Source organism: Pseudomonas sp. Y5-11 (assembly GCF_022368695.1).
GTDB lineage: Bacteria > Pseudomonadota > Gammaproteobacteria > Pseudomonadales > Pseudomonadaceae > Aquipseudomonas > Aquipseudomonas parakoreensis.
In genome coordinates this window covers 4,792,581-4,809,667 of record NZ_CP058974.1, presented here as the reverse complement: position 1 = coordinate 4,809,667, position 17,087 = coordinate 4,792,581, and the positions used below count along the sequence as shown (strand labels likewise).

Annotated in this window: 26 protein-coding genes and 1 tRNA gene; 17 read left to right on the top strand and 10 right to left on the bottom strand. The window is 57.3% G+C overall.

Features of this window, described 5'->3' with window-relative positions:
• Positions 1–3 precede the first annotated feature (3 nt).
• The 3 genes from rbsK to HXW87_RS21320 are packed head-to-tail and all read left to right on the top strand — an operon-like array spanning position 4 to position 2,396.
• Positions 4–921: a ribokinase gene (gene rbsK / locus HXW87_RS21330; protein WP_239777701.1), complete on the top strand. Its 918-nt coding sequence runs from the start codon at positions 4–6 to the stop codon at positions 919–921.
• On the top strand, positions 918–1,322 hold the full coding sequence (rbsD, locus tag HXW87_RS21325; RefSeq protein ID WP_047293284.1) for a D-ribose pyranase: 405 nt from the start codon (positions 918–920) through the stop codon (positions 1,320–1,322). Before rbsK ends, rbsD begins: the two co-directional genes overlap by 4 nt.
• 45 nt (positions 1,323–1,367) lie before the next feature.
• A complete protein-coding gene (locus HXW87_RS21320; RefSeq protein WP_047293285.1) occupies positions 1,368–2,396 on the top strand; it encodes a nucleoside hydrolase in 1,029 nt (342 codons plus the stop codon).
• Positions 2,397–2,429: 33 nt separating this feature from the next.
• On the opposite strand, the gene HXW87_RS21315 is transcribed toward HXW87_RS21320, so the two are convergent.
• A complete protein-coding gene (locus tag HXW87_RS21315) occupies positions 2,430–2,642 on the bottom strand; it encodes a hypothetical protein (protein WP_095669300.1) in 213 nt (70 codons plus the stop codon).
• A 132-nt stretch (positions 2,643–2,774) separates the two neighbouring features.
• Between HXW87_RS21315 and HXW87_RS21310 the strand changes: the two genes are divergently transcribed.
• Complete coding sequence (locus HXW87_RS21310) at positions 2,775–3,080, top strand: hypothetical protein (protein ID WP_041066130.1); 306 nt, start codon at positions 2,775–2,777, stop codon at positions 3,078–3,080.
• Positions 3,081–3,248: 168 nt separating this feature from the next.
• The gene (locus HXW87_RS21305; protein ID WP_239777700.1) at positions 3,249–3,566 is read left to right on the top strand and encodes an I78 family peptidase inhibitor; all 318 of its coding nucleotides are present in this window, start codon (positions 3,249–3,251) and stop codon (positions 3,564–3,566) included.
• Positions 3,567–3,638: 72 nt separating this feature from the next.
• Here the strand turns inward: HXW87_RS21305 and HXW87_RS21300 are convergent, their stop codons facing one another.
• Both HXW87_RS21300 and HXW87_RS21295 read right to left on the bottom strand, forming a co-directional pair.
• On the bottom strand, positions 3,639–3,851 hold the full coding sequence (locus HXW87_RS21300) for a cold-shock protein (RefSeq protein WP_003179963.1): 213 nt from the start codon (positions 3,849–3,851) through the stop codon (positions 3,639–3,641).
• A 292-nt stretch (positions 3,852–4,143) separates the two neighbouring features.
• Positions 4,144–4,443, bottom strand: a complete 300-nt coding sequence (locus HXW87_RS21295; protein ID WP_047293289.1) for a hypothetical protein — start codon at positions 4,441–4,443, stop codon at positions 4,144–4,146.
• Between the two features lie 379 nt (positions 4,444–4,822).
• On the opposite strand from HXW87_RS21295, the gene thrS reads away from it, so the two are divergent.
• The 9 genes from thrS (at position 4,823) to HXW87_RS21250 (ending at position 12,275) form a co-directional block, all read left to right on the top strand.
• A complete protein-coding gene (thrS, locus tag HXW87_RS21290; RefSeq protein WP_007961251.1) occupies positions 4,823–6,745 on the top strand; it encodes a threonine--tRNA ligase in 1,923 nt (640 codons plus the stop codon).
• A complete protein-coding gene (infC, locus tag HXW87_RS21285; protein WP_170929410.1) occupies positions 6,745–7,296 on the top strand; it encodes a translation initiation factor IF-3 in 552 nt (183 codons plus the stop codon). The genes thrS and infC overlap by 1 nt, the downstream gene beginning before the upstream one ends.
• A gap of 60 nt (positions 7,297–7,356) precedes the next feature.
• On the top strand, positions 7,357–7,551 hold the full coding sequence (gene rpmI / locus HXW87_RS21280; RefSeq protein ID WP_002553160.1) for a 50S ribosomal protein L35: 195 nt from the start codon (positions 7,357–7,359) through the stop codon (positions 7,549–7,551).
• 28 nt (positions 7,552–7,579) lie between these two features.
• Positions 7,580–7,936 (top strand): 50S ribosomal protein L20, encoded by a 357-nt coding sequence (gene rplT / locus HXW87_RS21275; protein WP_002553161.1) that lies wholly within the window; start codon positions 7,580–7,582, stop codon positions 7,934–7,936.
• Positions 7,937–8,045: 109 nt separating this feature from the next.
• Positions 8,046–9,062, top strand: coding sequence for a phenylalanine--tRNA ligase subunit alpha (gene pheS / locus HXW87_RS21270; RefSeq protein WP_003226365.1), 1,017 nt, complete (start codon positions 8,046–8,048; stop codon positions 9,060–9,062).
• Between the two features lie 26 nt (positions 9,063–9,088).
• Entirely contained in the window at positions 9,089–11,467 is a 2,379-nt protein-coding gene (pheT, locus tag HXW87_RS21265) for a phenylalanine--tRNA ligase subunit beta (protein ID WP_095668826.1), read from the top strand.
• A 3-nt stretch (positions 11,468–11,470) separates the two neighbouring features.
• Positions 11,471–11,773 (top strand): integration host factor subunit alpha, encoded by a 303-nt coding sequence (ihfA, locus tag HXW87_RS21260; protein WP_002553164.1) that lies wholly within the window; start codon positions 11,471–11,473, stop codon positions 11,771–11,773.
• Positions 11,754–12,110: a MerR family transcriptional regulator gene (locus HXW87_RS21255; RefSeq protein WP_003179985.1), complete on the top strand. Its 357-nt coding sequence runs from the start codon at positions 11,754–11,756 to the stop codon at positions 12,108–12,110. The genes ihfA and HXW87_RS21255 overlap by 20 nt, the downstream gene beginning before the upstream one ends.
• Positions 12,111–12,198: 88 nt before the next feature.
• Positions 12,199–12,275, top strand: a tRNA-Pro gene (locus HXW87_RS21250).
• 89 nt (positions 12,276–12,364) lie between these two features.
• Here HXW87_RS21250 and HXW87_RS21245 read toward each other — a convergent pair.
• Both HXW87_RS21245 and HXW87_RS21240 read right to left on the bottom strand, forming a co-directional pair.
• Positions 12,365–13,477, bottom strand: a complete 1,113-nt coding sequence (locus tag HXW87_RS21245; protein ID WP_239779179.1) for a tyrosine-type recombinase/integrase — start codon at positions 13,475–13,477, stop codon at positions 12,365–12,367.
• On the bottom strand, positions 13,477–13,689 hold the full coding sequence (locus HXW87_RS21240) for a hypothetical protein (RefSeq protein ID WP_202370394.1): 213 nt from the start codon (positions 13,687–13,689) through the stop codon (positions 13,477–13,479). Before HXW87_RS21240 ends, HXW87_RS21245 begins: the two co-directional genes overlap by 1 nt.
• A 103-nt stretch (positions 13,690–13,792) precedes the next feature.
• On the opposite strand from HXW87_RS21240, the gene HXW87_RS21235 reads away from it, so the two are divergent.
• The gene (locus HXW87_RS21235; RefSeq protein ID WP_086793182.1) at positions 13,793–14,002 is read left to right on the top strand and encodes a hypothetical protein; all 210 of its coding nucleotides are present in this window, start codon (positions 13,793–13,795) and stop codon (positions 14,000–14,002) included.
• A 75-nt stretch (positions 14,003–14,077) separates the two neighbouring features.
• Entirely contained in the window at positions 14,078–14,218 is a 141-nt protein-coding gene (locus tag HXW87_RS21230; protein WP_176393377.1) for a hypothetical protein, read from the top strand.
• Positions 14,219–14,273: 55 nt separating this feature from the next.
• On the opposite strand, the gene HXW87_RS21225 is transcribed toward HXW87_RS21230, so the two are convergent.
• From HXW87_RS21225 to HXW87_RS21210, 4 genes are all read right to left on the bottom strand, one after another.
• Positions 14,274–14,648, bottom strand: coding sequence for a hypothetical protein (locus HXW87_RS21225; RefSeq protein WP_239777699.1), 375 nt, complete (start codon positions 14,646–14,648; stop codon positions 14,274–14,276).
• Positions 14,645–15,211 carry a hypothetical protein gene (locus HXW87_RS21220; RefSeq protein WP_239777698.1) on the bottom strand — a complete coding sequence of 189 codons (567 nt, stop codon included), beginning with the start codon at positions 15,209–15,211 and terminating at the stop codon, positions 14,645–14,647. Before HXW87_RS21220 ends, HXW87_RS21225 begins: the two co-directional genes overlap by 4 nt.
• Entirely contained in the window at positions 15,208–15,636 is a 429-nt protein-coding gene (locus tag HXW87_RS21215) for a hypothetical protein (RefSeq protein ID WP_239777697.1), read from the bottom strand. Before HXW87_RS21215 ends, HXW87_RS21220 begins: the two co-directional genes overlap by 4 nt.
• 122 nt (positions 15,637–15,758) lie before the next feature.
• The gene (locus HXW87_RS21210) at positions 15,759–16,058 is read right to left on the bottom strand and encodes a hypothetical protein (RefSeq protein ID WP_239777696.1); all 300 of its coding nucleotides are present in this window, start codon (positions 16,056–16,058) and stop codon (positions 15,759–15,761) included.
• A gap of 28 nt (positions 16,059–16,086) precedes the next feature.
• Here HXW87_RS21210 and HXW87_RS21205 point away from each other — a divergent pair, with 28 nt between their 5' ends.
• The gene (locus tag HXW87_RS21205; protein ID WP_239777695.1) at positions 16,087–16,413 is read left to right on the top strand and encodes a hypothetical protein; all 327 of its coding nucleotides are present in this window, start codon (positions 16,087–16,089) and stop codon (positions 16,411–16,413) included.
• A gap of 33 nt (positions 16,414–16,446) precedes the next feature.
• On the opposite strand, the gene HXW87_RS21200 is transcribed toward HXW87_RS21205, so the two are convergent.
• A complete protein-coding gene (locus HXW87_RS21200; protein ID WP_239777694.1) occupies positions 16,447–17,034 on the bottom strand; it encodes a hypothetical protein in 588 nt (195 codons plus the stop codon).
• Between the last annotated feature and the right edge of the window lie 53 nt (positions 17,035–17,087).

Sequence of the window (17,087 nt, the reverse complement as noted above, 5' to 3'; positions counted from 1 at the left end):
TGTATGCCAGCAAATGTAGTGGTAATAGGCAGCCTGAACATGGATCTGGTCACCCGGGCGCCACGGCTGCCAAAGGGTGGTGAAACGCTGATCGGTCATTCTTTTGCCACCGTTTCCGGCGGCAAGGGCGCCAATCAGGCAGTCGCTGCTGCGCGCTTGGGTGCGCAGGTGGCGATGGTCGGCTGTGTTGGCAACGATGACTACGGCGTTCAATTGCGCGACGCATTGCTGGCCGAGCAGATCGATTGTCAGGCGGTGAGCACGGTTGCCGACTCCAGTGGCGTGGCGCTGATTGTGGTCGATGACAACAGTCAGAACGCCATCGTGATCGTCGCTGGCGCCAACGGTGCAATGACCCCGGCGGTGATTGACCGCTTTGATGCAGTTCTGCAGGCGGCCGACGTGATTATCTGCCAGCTGGAGATCCCGGATGCAACGGTGGGGCATGCGCTCAAGCGTGCGCGTGCGCTGGGCAAGACCGTGATTTTAAACCCGGCGCCGGCCAGTCGTCCGCTGCCGGCAGACTGGTATACCGCCATCGATTACCTGATTCCCAACGAAAGCGAAGCCGCGGCGTTGAGCGGGTTGCCAGTCGATTCGCTGCAGAGCGCAGAGGGCGCTGCCAGTCAGTTGATCGCAATGGGCGCGGGCAAGGTCATCGTTACCCTCGGTGCGCAAGGCTCGCTGTTCGCCAATGGCAAAGATTTCGAGCATTTCCCGGCGCCCAAGGTGAAGGCGGTCGATACCACCGCCGCGGGCGATACCTTTGTTGGTGGTTTTGCCGCAGCGCTTGCCAGTGGCAAATCCGAGGCTGAGGCGATCCGTTACGGGCAAGTCGCTGCAGCGTTATCTGTGACCCGGGCCGGCGCACAGCCTTCCATTCCCACCATGTCCGACGTACAGGCGTTCAAATCCGCATGAAAAAGACTGCTTTGCTCAACGTCGCGTTGTCGCGGCTGATCGCATCCCTGGGCCATGGTGACATGGTGGTGATCGGTGACGCCGGACTGCCGGTTCCTCCTGGTGTTGAACTGATTGATCTGGCGCTGACCCACGGCGTTCCGGATTTTGTCAGTACCCTGAAAGTCGTGCTCAGCGAGATGCAGGTGGAGAGCCATGTGCTGGCCAACGAAATCCTCGACAAGCAGCCGACCGCCCTGGTTGTGCTGGACGAGTTGCAAGAAGAGGGCGCCCTCGGTCGGCGCGATCTGCTGACTCATGAGCAATTCAAGGTCCTTAGCCGACAGGCACGGGCGATTGTTCGTACAGGCGAATGTCAGCCGTACTGCAACATCGTGCTGGTGGCCGGAGTAACGTTCTAATCGGGTTTTCGACCCTTTCATTTTCATCAGCACAAGGAATGCGCCATGCACCGTTACGCTCACAAACTCCACCAATTGCTTCGGAGTCTGCTGCTTTTGTCTTTTATGACCGCCACCAGCGCTCAGGCTGCTGAAAAGATCGACCTGATCATCGACACCGATCCGGGTGCCGACGATGTGGTTGCCCTGCTATTCGCCCTGGCTTCGCCGGATGAACTGAACATTCGCGCACTGACCACCGTGGCCGGCAACGTGCGCCTCGACAAGACTTCGCGCAACGCGCGCCTGGCTCGCGAGTGGGCAGGGCGCGAGGACGTTCCGGTTTACGCGGGCGCGCCGAAGCCGCTGATGCGTACGCCGATCTACGCCGAGAACATCCATGGCAAGGAAGGCCTGTCGGGTGTCACCGTGCATGAGCCGAAAAAAGGCCTGGCCGAAGGCAATGCGGTCAACTACCTGATCGATACCCTGAAAAAAGCCAAACCGCACAGCATCACCATCGCCATGCTGGGCCCGCAGACCAACCTGGCGCTGGCGCTGATCCAGGAGCCGGAGATCGTTAACGGTATCAAGGAAGTGGTGATCATGGGCGGCGCGCACTTCAATGGCGGCAACATTACCCCGGTGGCCGAATTCAACTTGTTTGCCGACCCGCAAGCGGCAGAAGTGGTACTCAAGAGTGGTGTAAAACTGACCTATCTGCCGCTGGACGTGACCCACAAGATTCTCACCAGCGACGCCCGCCTGAAGCAGATTGCCGCGCTCAACAACAATGCGAGCAAGATTGTCGGCGACATCCTCAACGAGTACATCAAGGGCGACATGGAGCACTACGGCATCCCTGGCGGTCCGGTGCATGACGCTACCGTCATTGCTTACCTGCTCAAGCCGGAGCTGTTCACCGGTCGCTCGGTGAACGTGGCCATCGACAGCCGTGAGGGGATCACGTTCGGTCAGACCGTGGTCGACTGGTACGATGGTCTGAAACAGCCGAAAAACGCATTTTGGGTCGAGAATGGTGATGCCCAAGGTTTCTTCGATCTGCTGACTGAGCGTCTGAAGCGCTTGAAGTAAGGCCTGGACCCGCAGGTGCAAGTCTGCGGGTTTTTACTCCCTCTCCGTGTCCGGCGTGCTCTTGTCGTCATGCTGGTACCGTTCGAACACTTGAGCGATAAACGTTTGTGCGCCTTGTGTTCCCATCGTCTTGACCAGCAGATCGATGCTGATCAGCGCCAGCTCCTCCGAACTGCCCGGGCTATACGAACTGTGCCCCTTCGGCCAAAGAACCTTGATGTCGGCGGAGATGCTTACGGTGCTCATGAGTGCGCTCGAAAAGTCGGGAATGTCTGAGCGCGAGTTAACCACTTTGTCGGGCGTTTGGCACTGCGACTTAGGCATGGGCGCGACGCTATGCGACACTTGGTCTTTTCCGGTTGAACCAAGGAATGTGCTGTGCAGATCGATTTGAATTCCCCCGACGGCCTCACACTTGACGCTGTGCGCCAGTTGCTCGCGTCGGCCAGCGATGATGTACACACGCAACTGCGCGTGACCAAGGGTGGGATTGCCTATATTTCTTCCGGTGTGACCGGCGGGCAGGATATTGACGGCCTGCTCTTTCGCCTGGAAACCTGGGCCAAGGGTTCGGGGTATGTCGGCAATGTCGCGGCCAGTGATGAAGTCTGGGTGATGCAGATTTTCAATGCGCTTAAAGACAACTGGCCGAATCCGCCGCTCGACTACATCGACGTCTATTGAGCTTCGTTAATATTCGGTGACGATTGTGTGAGGATGCGCTGCACGCTCTTCAGGCAGACTCAGCGTTTTTCCGGATCGTGGGGCAGGGTGGCAGCATTGGTTGTGAAACCAAACGCCAGATTGGCGGTCGCACGATCTCAGCTTAACCATTTGAAAGAAGGAGGCTTCATGCCTTTGAAGTTCGCGTCTCTGGGTGCATTTATGGCCGTTGCCATGTTGGCCGGTTGCAGCACGACCTCCAGCGAGTCGGCAAAGGATCCTGTGGCGACCGATGCCGGTCACAGCCGCTGTGAAGCAAAGGCAGCGGAATTTGCCATCGGTAAAAAGGCTTCGCCGGAACTGCTCGATCAGGCGCGTGCCAAGGCTGGCGCGCAAAACGCCCGTTTCCTCAAGCCAACCGACATGATCACGCTGGAATACCGCTCCGATCGCTTGAATCTGAACACCGACAACAGCCTTGTGGTCACCCGCGTCAACTGCGGTTGATCGCAGAGCGCTTTTGTTGCCGGCATAAAAAACCCCGTCACATGGACGGGGTTTTTTTAGCGCGCCGGGAAATTACTCTGGGCGAACTTGTGCAGCTTGCATACCCTTTTGGCCTTTCTCAGCCACGAAAGAGACGGTCTGGCCTTCTTTCAGGCTTTTGAAACCGTCGGATTCGATAGCTTTGAAGTGTACGAACAGGTCGTCACCGCCACCTTGAGGAGTGATGAAGCCGAAGCCTTTTTCATCGTTGAACCATTTAACGGTGCCGGTTTGGCGATTAGACATGGTGTATCTCCAAGAAACATATATTTTCAGTAGTACTGTGCTGCTCAGGCCAACTGGGCACACCCGGGTATCATAGTCGAAATGTTCGCTTTGGTAGCGCCCCGGACGTGCTGTTTGCTTTCATATTGCATCGATTTCAACCTCTGAAATGTCTGCAAGCCCCGGTTTCAGTGGCTTTTGGCCGAAAGAAGAGGGTGTAAAAAAAGCTATAAAACCTGCGTAAATTATCGATTTCGGGGTCTTTTTAGCGATTTTTGGTCTGCCGGACGCCCGAAAAAACATTCATCAGCGCTTATTTCTGCACGCGGCAAACCGAGATTTCTTTCAGTGCGCGTTGACCCAGTTCACCACTGGGCGGGGTGTTCTTGTCCATCAGCTGCGCGATCTCTTGCGTGGTGAATTTCTTTTCCAGAACATCGGCACCGCAAGCGCAGTGTTTATTGGCTTCGGCTGGATTGACGCTCTTGCTGGCGGCGGCGGTGCAGTCGTTCATGTACTGGGCTTTGACACCGGCAGGCCAGGCCGCGTTGGCGCTCAGCGGCAGTAGCAGGGCCAGCGGGGCCGCGTAAGCAAAAAGTCGGGTAAGGCGCATGTCGGAAACTCCTTGGGTTGATATCGGCGACGATTCTCAGCTTATTTGAGGCAAAGCGTATATCCCAAGTTCACTTTGCGCCGCAAAAATGCATAAATCTTCAGCACTGAAAATCCTTCGACTCGATGACCGCTCATCTGTGTTAGCATGCCGGGCTCATGCGTTCTCAGGCTCCGGATGGCCTTCAGCCCCGAAGCGGTCAGCGTGCGAAACCCTGATTTGAATCCCAGTCACTCTGGTTCGGTTTTCCGGTTGGCCGCAAGGCTCCTGCCGCTGTAAGGCAGGCGTTCGTCATTGAATGGCCTGGATCGGATCTTGTACTGGCTCATCCCAACCCACGTGACCTTTGGTAGGGGTCACCACTAGGAGAGGAGGCGCCATGCCAACTATTACTCTTCCCGACGGCAGTCAACGTTCATTCGATCACCCGGTTTCCGTAGCCGAGGTCGCCGCATCCATTGGTGCCGGTCTGGCCAAGGCCACCGTGGCCGGCAAGGTCAACGGCAAGCTGGTCGACGCCTGCGACATCATCGACAGCGACGCGACGCTGCAAATCATCACGCCAAAGGATGAAGAGGGGCTGGAGATCATTCGCCACTCTTGCGCGCACCTGGTTGGCCATGCGGTCAAGCAGCTGTACCCGACTGCGAAAATGGTCATCGGCCCGGTTATCGACGAAGGCTTCTATTACGACATCGCCTTCGAGCGTCCTTTTACGCCGGACGACATGGCCGCCATCGAACAGCGCATGCATCAGCTGATCGACAAGGATTACGACGTCATCAAGAAAGTCACTCCGCGCGCCGAAGTGATCGAAGTGTTCAAGGCTCGCGGCGAAGATTACAAGCTGCGTCTGGTCGAGGACATGCCGAACGAGCAGGCCATGGGCCTGTATTACCACGAAGAATACGTCGACATGTGCCGCGGCCCGCACGTGCCGAACACGCGTTTCCTGAAGTCCTTCAAACTGACCAAATTGTCCGGTGCCTACTGGCGCGGTGATGCCAAGAACGAGCAACTACAGCGCGTTTACGGTACTGCCTGGGCAGACAAGAAGCAGCTGGCGGCTTACATCCAGCGCATCGAAGAAGCGGAAAAGCGCGATCACCGCAAGATCGGCAAGCGCCTGGGCCTGTTCCACACCCAGGAAGAAGCGCCGGGCATGGTGTTCTGGCACCCGAACGGCTGGACCCTGTATCAAGTGCTCGAGCAGTACATGCGCAAGGTGCAGCGTGACAATGGCTACCTCGAGATCAAGACCCCGCAAGTGGTCGATCGCAGTCTGTGGGAAAAATCCGGGCACTGGGCCAACTACGCCGACAACATGTTCACCACCGAGTCGGAAAGCCGCGACTACGCCATCAAGCCGATGAACTGCCCGTGCCACGTGCAGGTGTTCAATCAGGGTCTGAAGAGCTACCGCGAGCTGCCGATGCGTCTGGCCGAGTTTGGTGCGTGCCACCGTAACGAGCCGTCGGGAGCATTGCACGGCATCATGCGTGTGCGTGCGTTTACTCAGGACGACGCCCACATTTTCTGCACCGAAGAGCAGATGCAGGCTGAATCCGCAGCGTTCATCAAACTGACCATGGATGTTTACCGCGACTTCGGCTTCACCGATGTCGAGATGAAACTGTCCACTCGTCCGGAAAAACGCGTGGGTTCCGACGAGCTGTGGGATCGCGCCGAAGCGGCACTGGCGGCAGCCCTCGATAGCGCGGGCCTGCCGTATGATCTGCAACCGGGCGAAGGTGCGTTCTACGGTCCGAAGATCGAGTTCTCGCTGAAAGATTGCCTCGGTCGCGTCTGGCAGTGTGGTACCTTGCAGCTCGATTTCAACCTGCCTGTCCGTCTCGGCGCCGAATACGTCTCCGAAGACAACAGCCGCAAGCATCCGGTAATGTTGCACCGCGCGATCCTCGGTTCTTTCGAGCGTTTCGTCGGGATTCTGATCGAGCACTACGAAGGTGCATTCCCTGCGTGGCTCGCGCCAACCCAGGCAGTGATCATGAATATCACTGATAAACAGGCAGATTTCGTCGCTCAGGTTGAAAAAACTCTCAACGAAAGCGGATTTCGTGCCAAGTCCGACTTGAGAAATGAAAAGATCGGCTTTAAAATCCGCGAGCATACTTTGCTCAAGGTTCCCTATCTTTTGGTTATCGGAGATAAGGAAGTCGAGATGCAGACTGTCGCTGTGCGTACTCGTGAAGGTGCTGACCTGGGCTCGATGCCCGTCGCCCAGTTCGCTGAGTTTCTCGCGCAAGCGGTTTCCCGGCGTGGTCGCCCAGATTCGGAGTAATTATTATTAAGCGTGAAATGAGACAAGATAAACGAGCTGCACCGAAAGCCCCGATCAACGAGAATATCTCGGCACGCGAGGTTCGGTTAATTGGCGCTGATGGCGAGCAGATTGGCATCGTCTCGATTGATGAAGCGCTTCGTATTGCTGAAGAAGCAAAGCTTGATCTGGTAGAAATCTCTGCTGACGCAGTCCCACCGGTTTGCCGGGTGATGGACTACGGCAAATCGATCTTCGAAAAGAAGAAGCAGATTGCAGCAGCGAAGAAAAACCAGAAGCAGATTCAGGTAAAAGAAATCAAGTTTCGTCCAGGGACGGAGGAAGGGGATTACCAGGTAAAACTGCGCAACCTGGTACGTTTCCTGAGTGACGGGGACAGGGCCAAGGTATCCTTGCGATTCCGCGGCCGTGAGATGGCCCACCAGGAGCTGGGGATGGAACTCCTCAAGCGGGTTGAAGCTGACCTGCTCGAGTACGGTTCGGTCGAACAGCATCCTAAGATGGAAGGACGCCAGCTGATCATGGTCATCGCCCCGAAAAAGAAGAAGTAATCAACAGGGCACGGCAGGCCTTCTGATTATGTTTATCAACTGAATGCGGAGTATCCGAACATGCCAAAAATGAAAACCAAAAGTGGTGCTGCTAAGCGGTTTCTGAAAACTGCTAACGGTATCAAGCACAAGCACGCTTTCAAGAGCCACATCCTGACCAAAATGTCGACCAAGCGTAAGCGTCAACTGCGCGGTAGCAGCTTGCTGCATCCGTCTGACGTGGCAAAAGTCGAGCGCATGCTGCGCCTTCGTTAATTTTAGTCAAGAATAGAGGAAGTAACTCATGGCTCGTGTAAAGCGTGGCGTCATTGCCCGTAAGCGTCACAAAAAAATTCTGAAACTTGCTAAAGGCTACTACGGCGCACGCTCCCGCGTATTCCGTGTTGCCAAGCAAGCGGTAATCAAGGCAGGCCAATACGCCTACCGTGACCGTCGTCAGAAAAAACGTCAGTTCCGCGCTCTGTGGATCGCTCGTATCAACGCTGGTGCTCGTGTTAACGGTCTGTCTTACAGCCGTTTCATTGCTGGCCTGAAAAAAGCGTCCATCGAGATCGACCGTAAGGTTCTGGCTGATCTGGCAGTGAACGAAAAAGCGGCGTTTGCTGCGATTGTCGAGAAAGCTAAAGCCACCTTGGCTTAAGTACCCCCGACAGTCACCCGGCCTCACCTCTGTGGGGTCAGGTGTTAAACGTCATAAATAGGGGAAGAGCCTTCAAGCTCTTCCCCTATTTTGTATCTGGAGTCTGTACATGGAAAACCTGGATGCGCTGGTCTCTCAAGCACTAGAGGCTGTGCAAAGCGCTGAAGATATCAATGCCCTGGAGCAAATCCGGGTTCAATACCTTGGCAAAAAGGGTGAATTGACTCAGGTGATGAAGACCCTGGGGAATTTGCCGGCAGAAGAGCGTCCGCAAGTCGGCGCCCTGATCAACGTTGCCAAGGAGCGTGTTACAGGCGTTCTCAATGCGCGCATGGCCCTGTTTGAAGAAGCCGAACTGGCTGCCAAACTGTCTGCCGAATCCATTGACGTGACGTTGCCGGGCCGTGGCCAGACCTCCGGTGGTCTGCATCCGGTGACCCGGACTCTGGAACGAGTCGAGCAGTTCTTCACCCGCATCGGCTACGGTATCGCCGAAGGCCCTGAGGTCGAAGACGACTATCACAACTTCGAAGCGCTCAACATCCCAGGCCACCACCCGGCCCGGTCGATGCATGACACTTTCTATTTCAATGCGAACATGTTGCTGCGCACCCATACCTCGCCGGTACAGGTCCGGACCATGGAGTCCAAGCAACCGCCGATCCGCATCGTCTGCCCAGGCCGTGTGTATCGCAGCGACTCCGATATCACCCACTCGCCGATGTTCCACCAGGTCGAAGGCCTGCTGGTCGATCGCGATATCAATTTTGCCGATCTCAAAGGCACCATCGAAGAATTCCTGCGGGTGTTCTTCGAGAAAGAGCTGGCCGTACGTTTCCGTCCTTCTTACTTCCCGTTCACCGAGCCATCCGCTGAAGTCGATATGGAATGCGTGATGTGCAGCGGTAAAGGCTGCCGCGTCTGCAAGCAGACCGGCTGGCTGGAAGTCATGGGCTGCGGCATGGTCCACCCGAACGTGCTGCGCATGTCTGGCATCGATCCGGAAGAGTTCTCCGGTTTTGCTTTCGGTATGGGCGTCGAGCGTCTGGCCATGCTCCGTTACGGCGTGAACGACTTGCGTCTGTTCTTCGACAACGACTTGCGGTTCCTCGCGCAATTTCGCTAGTCGTAACGAATTCTTAGGAGAGCAGGATGAAATTCAGTGAACAATGGCTGCGTGGCTGGGTTAGCCCGCAGGTAAGTCGCGACGAGCTGGTTGCTCGTCTGTCGATGGCGGGTCTGGAGGTCGATAGTGTGACCCCGGCCGCCGGTGTATTCAGCGGCGTGGTCGTCGGCGAGGTGCTGAGCACCGAGCAACACCCTGACGCCGACAAGCTGCGTGTGTGCCAGGTCAGCAATGGCGCGGAGACCTTCCAGGTCGTGTGCGGTGCGCCAAACGTGCGTCCGGGCCTGAAGATTCCGTTCGCCATGATCGGCGCCGAACTGCCGGGCGACTTCAAGATCAAGAAGGCCAAGCTGCGCGGCGTCGAGTCCAACGGCATGTTGTGCTCGCAAGCCGAGCTGCAGATTGGTGAAGGCAACGACGGTCTGATGGAACTGCCGGCCGATGCGCCGGTGGGCGAAGATTTCCGTGTGTATCTGGATCTGGAAGACGCCAGCATCGAGGTCGACCTGACCCCGAACCGTGGCGACTGCCTGTCGTTGGCCGGCCTGGCCCGTGAAGTGGGTGCGCTGTACGCCGCTCCGGTTACCCGTCCGGTGGTCATGGCGATTCCGGCTGTGCACGACGAAGTGCGTCCGGTAGACGTGCTGGCGCCTGCCGCTTGCCCGCGTTACCTGGGGCGTGTCATCCGTAACGTTGACCTGTCCAGGCCGACCCCGCTGTGGATGGTTGAACGACTGCGCCGCGCCGAAGTGCGCAGTATCGACGCTGCCGTCGACATCACCAACTACGTGATGCTCGAGCTGGGTCAGCCGCTGCACGCGTTCGATCTCGCCGAAATCAATGGCGGCATCCGCGTGCGTATGGCTGAAGAGGGCGAGAAGCTGGTGCTGCTCGACGGTCAGGAAGTCAGTCTGCGTAGCGATACGCTGGTGATTGCCGACCATACTCGCGCTCTGGCGATTGCCGGCGTGATGGGGGGCGAACACAGCGGAGTGTCCGCGACCACGCGCGACGTGTTCCTGGAAAGTGCGTTCTTTGACCAGATCGCTGTGGCGGGCAAGGCCCGTTCCTACGGCCTGCACACCGATGCTTCGCACCGATACGAGCGTGGCGTGGACTGGCAACTGGCCCGTGAAGCCATGGAGCGCGCCACTGGCCTGCTGCTGGAAATCACCGGTGGTGAAGCCGGCCCGATCATCGAAACCGTGAGCGAGCAGCACCTGCCGTCGATCGCGCCGATCACCCTGCGTGCACAGCGCATCACCCAGATGCTGGGGATGGAAATGGATTCGGCGCAGGTTGAGCGTCTGCTCAGCGCTTTGGGTCTGAAGATTTCCGCTGACGGAGCAGGTCAGTGGCGCGTAGAAGTGCCAAGCCACCGTTTCGATATCAGCCTGGAAGTCGATCTGATCGAAGAGCTGGCGCGTCTTTACGGCTACAACCGTCTGCCGGTTCGTTACCCGCAAGCGCGTCTGGCGCCACAAGCCAAAGCTGAAGCACGCAGCGAGCTGCCTGAGTTGCGTCGTCTGCTGGTTGCCCGTGGTTATCAGGAAGCGATCACTTACAGCTTCATCGATCCCAAGCAGTTCGAACTGTTCAATCCGGGCGTTGAGCCGCTGCTGCTGGCCAACCCGATTTCCAATGACATGGCTGCCATGCGCTCGTCGCTGTGGCCGGGCCTGGTCAAGGCGTTGCAGCACAACCTGAACCGTCAGCAGGATCGCGTGCGTCTGTTCGAAAGCGGTCTGCGCTTCGTCGGTCAGCTGGAAGGTCTGAAGCAAGAGCCGATGCTCTCGGGTGTTGTTTGCGGCAGCCGTCTGCCGGAAGGTTGGGCACAGGGTCGCGACAGCATCGATTTCTTCGATGTGAAAGCGGACGTTGAAGCGGTTCTGGGTTACGCCGGTGCGTTGGAGGCCTTCACTTTCACTCCGGGCAAACATCCGGCGCTGCACCCGGGTCAAACCGCGCGCATTGAACGTGATGGGCGTGAAGTCGGCTTCATCGGTGCGATTCACCCTGAACTGTCCAAAGCCCTGGGTCTGGATCGTCCGGTATTCGTCTTCGAGCTGGTTTTGGCTGAAGTCGCTTCCGGAAAAATGCCGCAATTCCACGAGTTGTCGCGTTTTCCTGAAGTGCGTCGTGACCTTGCACTGATCGCGCACAAAGACGTCGCGGCCTCGGCTGTACTCGACGTAATCCGTGAAAATGCAGGCGAATGGCTCACGGATCTCAGGCTGTTTGACGTGTATCAGGGTAAAGGCATTGATCCTGATAGAAAAAGCCTTGCAGTTGGCTTGACCTGGCAGCATCCATCGCGCACTCTTAATGACGATGAGGTGAATTCGACGACGCAAAATATCCTCACCTCGCTCGAACAAAGGTTGAACGCCACGTTAAGGAAGTGACGTATGGGGGCTTTGACGAAAGCTGAGATGGCGGAACGTCTGTATGAAGAGCTGGGCCTGAACAAGCGGGAAGCCAAGGAATTGGTCGAACTGTTTTTCGAGGAAATCAGGCACGCTCTTGAAGACAACGAGCAGGTCAAATTGTCCGGTTTCGGCAATTTCGACCTTCGGGACAAACGCCAGCGGCCTGGCCGCAACCCGAAAACGGGGGAAGAAATCCCGATCACGGCTCGCCGTGTGGTCACCTTTCGTCCAGGGCAGAAGTTGAAGGCCCGAGTTGAGGCTTATGCTGGAACCAAGTCATAACGACGAGCTACCCGTCATCCCGGGCAAACGCTACTTCACCATTGGTGAAGTCAGCGAGCTGTGTGCGGTAAAACCACACGTGCTGCGCTACTGGGAGCAGGAGTTTCCTCAGCTCAACCCCGTCAAACGCCGCGGAAACCGCCGGTATTATCAGCGCCAGGACGTGCTGATGATCCGGCAGATCCGCGCGCTCCTTTACGATCAGGGTTTCACCATCGGCGGCGCGCGCCTGCGTTTGTCCGGCGATGAAGCCAAAGACGACACCACCCAATACAAGCAAATGATCCGCCAGATGATCGCTGAGCTTGAAGATGTACTGGTGGTGCTCAAGAAATAAAAAGCTGCGTTTGAATACTTCCAGTTTTCAAAAGCTTGCGCTATATTCTTGAGCGCTCTTCGAGATGAAGGGCAGGTTCCAAACCAGTCGGGGCGTAGCGCAGTCCGGTAGCGCACTAGCATGGGGTGCTAGGGGTCGAGTGTTCGAATCACTCCGTCCCGACCATTATTCCTGAGTAAAATCAGACACTTAAGCCGATCATCTAGATCGGCTTTTTTGTGCATGCGCAAAACCCGCGCAAAACTTGCGCAAAACTACCCCGTGATTTCGCTGATATTGAGGTCTGGAATTGCCTCCGACCAGACGATCTCGGCGTGGTCCTTCTGGTAGTTCTTGGTCATGGTTTCGCTGGCGTGGCCGGCGATCTTCTGACCGTCTTTTCCGGCTTTCTGGTACAGGTGCAGCGATAGCGCCCGCACTTCATGGAAGCCTGGCATTTCCTCTTCCTTCCATCCCTTGTAACAACCCGCTGCTTCCCGGGCCTCCTTGAATGCTCGCGTCAAATATCGCTCTTCGACCTGAGTCCAGTGGTCCTTCGTCTGCGCCTGCTTCTGCTTTTTGCGATCGGGCCGACGGTGAATCAGGTACGGTGAGACGATGTCATCCCGGCAACGGCTGATCACCGCCTGGAGTTCTTCGGTCACTTTGAACCGGATCCACGCCGCGTCGCTGGCCTTGGCCGTCTTCTGCTGAACCACATACAAAAACCCTTCCCGAACACCGTCGAACCGCATGTTCAAAATGTCCGTCCGGCGCTGTGCAGTGATCAGTGCTAGGTCGATAGCGTTCTGCAGCCAGAACGGTGACTTTTCCCGGATGGCCTTCAGGCCTTCGACGGTGTGTCGCTTGCGCTGCTTCTTCTCAATCCTGTTGATGGTGCTGGCCGCTGGGTTGTCCGGGCACAGGCCTTTGGCCGCTGCGTGATTGAAGATATCGATCAGCAGGGCTCGGCATTGGTTGGCAGTGCGCGGCGTGAGGGCGTCCAGCATTTCCGCAATCATGCGGATCGTGATCTGGTCTACCGCTTTGCCTTCGAACTGCTTCCGGAAACGGCGGAAGTGCACGGCATAGAGGCCCAAGGTTCCTTTTGCCAGTTCGCGCGGTGGTAGCACGTCGCGCTCGTATGTATCGAGGAAGCCGGCGAAGGATTCAGATGTGCTGCCCATCACGGCGCCGATCAGGTCAGCGCCGCGCATGAACTCCAGGTTTAATTGCTTCGCGGCGTCGATCGCCTTGATCCGGTCGGTGCCGAACTGGAACCACTTACCGTCGGTAGGCCGGCGGTAGCGATAGGTCGAGCGCCGCGAATCGAAGTACAGGTTCTGCGGTAGGCTCTTGTTCGCCTTGTTGCGCGGCCGTGGGACCATCATGCAGCTCCTTTCAATACCATCGCGACCAGATCATTGCCGTCTGACCGGCTGAACGCTGTCCAATCAACGTACCAGAGTTTGCCGATTTGCTCGCCGGGCAACTGGCCGTTGCGGATGTAGTTGCGGATCGCCTGGGGGCAGGGTGGTGTGCCGTTTTCACCCCAGCGCCGGCGCTGGAATTCACTGATCTTGATCAGCTCTTTTTTCATTGGTGATGCTCCATGCCGCGCGTGGCGGCAGAAGGTGGTGGATATTGAGTGGTCGCACCTGGTCTACAGTTGGTGGACGCGCTACTTGACGTGGAGAAAATGGATGTTCAACAAGTATCCGGAGCAGAAGCAAAGCCGGACGGCGCTGGCTGTGCTCGGTGCCGCATTCCTGGCGCTGGGAATATTTCTGATCGCCGTCGATGCAGTTGGAGGTTTTATTTTTGTCGTCGCTGGAAGCGGCCTTGTCTTGCTGACGTGCGGGGCAGGCGAGCGAACATTCGCGAGAGTGTTGCGAGTCCTGAATTGGTTTTGAGTGATTAACCGCGGCTTGGCCTTACGCCGGCAGGCTTTGTGGTTAAATGAGATGTTTTCTTAAGGAGAGGCATCTATGAAAAAGGCATTTCAAAACTCGTTGTTCTTATCCGGTCTGCCGCTGACTGTCTGTGGCGTTGCGATTACTGCCCCGGGTCTTTGGATTCCGGGGCTGGTGCTGATGGTTGCTGGCTTGGCGACGAAAAAAAGAACCTGACTTCATCGCCACGGCCCCCTGTAGATCAGGTAGGCCATGTAGAGCGGGGCGAAGATCATAGTAGGTCTGCTCCTGATTCAAGTAGGGCGTCGCGGTCTTCACGCAGGTTGGCCAACTCAGCTTTGAGTTGGTCGCGCTCCCTGATCAAAGCCTTGATGGCTGTCGAGATGTTGCGGTGACCCAGCGTGATGGTGATGGCCTGGGCCTCGTCGAACAGCTTGACCTTCTGGTCTCGTTCGTCCGCTGCTCGCGCGGCCAGCTCTTTTTCGTGGATTTTGAGGCAGCGCTTGCAGGTGACGTACCGCCAGTCATTGGTGAGCTGCTCGTCGGCCATGTCGCCGTCGGTGCCGCAGTAAACTCGCTCTGGCGGATCCTGATCAGCCTCGGTGCCTCCGTCCCACGGGTAAAGGTGAATCGCTCGCTTGCTCATTGCGTCACCTTCTGGCCGAGCAGCACATCGCTGACGACCTCCCATAGTTGAGCGGGCGACCATTGGAAGCGGTCGAAGTCGGTGTCGGGCTGAACGCCATAGGTGCAGGTGGAGTGTGCCCCCGCCGGGTACTCGCCGCGCTTGGCCATGATCGTTGCCACTCGGCCATCGCCGCCCGGCGCGGTTGCGTGGTACTCGTAGGCAATCGTGTTGTAATCGTTGCCGGCCTCGACCTTGAACGAGCCGTCGCTCACCAGATGAGCCCGGCCATCTGGAGTCCATGGCCGCCCACCGCCGGCCGTGCGGGCACCTTCGTGCAGATACAGCATGAAGGCGCCATTGTCGTCCCGCTCCATTCTGAAGCAGTGATTGAACTGAGTACCAACGATCACGCGAGAGGTGAAGTTGAAACGGTGGTCGTGGATTGCCGAGTGCGCGAAGCACGCCCGGCGCGGCAGTTCAGGGTGCCAGACGTGCAGGCGCTGATTGCCCTGGAGCTGAACCTGCACAAAGCCGAGGCCGTGCAGGGTGATTTTGTCCGTCATCACGTCATCGATGATCATAGCGTCACCTCGCGGCGTGCCCATTGCACGTAGGGGCCGTCATCCGTATCGAAGATCCCCATCAAGAACCACTCAGGGCCTGGCGATTCGGGATTCCAAGCGGTGCACGCAGCATCCTCTTCAGGAAGATCCTCGAGTTCGTCGCCAGAGTGCCAGCCTTTCAGTTCCAGACCCTGTTCCTTGACCCAGGCAATGTAGGGCGCCGGGTCTTCGCCTTCACCGAAGCTCGGGATGTTGGGGTGATACCACCAGCCATCCGCATCACGTTTAACCTCGACCGGCCCGAACGGCTTGCTGCCGCTATGCGCTTCGCAGGGAGTGACGCAAAGCACGTCGGAGTAGTGACCGCCGCCAGAGCTGAATTCCATCTTGCAGCCGCACTTGGCGGGTTCGCTGTTGACGAACGTAATCTTTTGTTCAGACATGACTTCGTCCTTGCCGCTATAGCGGCTGACTTTGAAGGGGGAGGGGTTTGCTCGTATCTAACAGCAGGCCGTGATGCCATACTGCTTTCATAGGAATAGCGACTCGTATCTCCGAGTCAGTCCTACTGGGCGCGCGTGTTCAAATGCTTACGAATGAAGATTTTCGATTCAAGGCTCACCACTATTTGCTCGATCTCGAAGCCACAAACAATCACCTGATGCTGCTCGTCGTCGCGGGCGAAGTCTCTGGCAAGATCTGGGATGACGCGCTTGCCAGACAAAAGTGCTCCTACGCCGCCTGGTTTGAGGTTGTAGACAGCAACGAAGTCTCTGACGCCCTCTATCCGAATTATGCTACGACGCTCGCGGTCAACGCTTTCAGCGATTCTGAGCGATAGTATGTCGAACATCATCTGATGCATACTTGCCCATCAAAATAGGGGGCAGGTAATGCGCATACGCGGAAGCGTCTACTGGAAGTGGGTTAACCCTGAAATCCATGTTCGAAACAAAGACGATAGGTTGTCGGATGGCACGCTGCTAAATGTCCAAGTCCGGACCTCAAAGACCGGTGAGACGCAGCTCTTTCTAGGTGTTTACGGGCAGCGAGGAGCGATGTTGCTTGAGGAAGCCTTCGATTCCCGACCGGGCGAAACGATGACTCAGGCCATGGCGTGGGGATTTGAGCGAGCCAATGAATTTGTCGCAATGACGCGTCAGTCGGTGACAATGTCCACGTCAGAGCGCATTACTCGCAGAGGTTCGCGCCAAGCTTAAACCCGATTCAGCGAAGGCTGCGAGGTGACCGCCTTATGCAGCCACCTTTGGCGTGTAGGTCAGCGTTCCGTCGAGGATCGCTTCCTTGATGGCTTCGAACTCCCAGGCGTAGTACTGCGATTCGACGTAGACACGCATTTCGCCATAGTCGTGCTGCTTACGACGGATGAAAGCTTCGGCGGCATCCCGAGTGAAGTGGCTGTTCACGATCTCCCAGCGCTTGTTCCAGCCGGTGACGGTGTGGTCATCGCACTCAGCGAGATATTCCCACTGGTCGTCCTCGTCCATATCCATAAAGCTGCATTCCCGATCAGCCATCAGTGCTTGGTCGATTTCTGCACGCTCCTCGTCGTCGAGGTCTTCCCAGTATTCCTTCGGGCAGAACCACGACCGATCTTCTAGGCAAACGACTCGGCCTTCCGCGTAGTCGATCTCGTAGCCGTAATCGATTCGCTTGGTCTGCACGGTGAAAATGGCGGCCGCAGTGTGGTGCCACTTAACGCCGGCGCCGTTGCAGTGATAGCGGAGGCGTTCGACGAAGTCGGTCCAGGTCGAAGCATCAAGCGCGGCACCGGTCGCCAATGTCGGCAGCGGCTCGGCCGGTTTGTTTTCTGTGGGCATGGGGCGTCCTATGCCGGGGCATGCCCGGGCGGAGGAGAGTGGAGGGTGGCTGT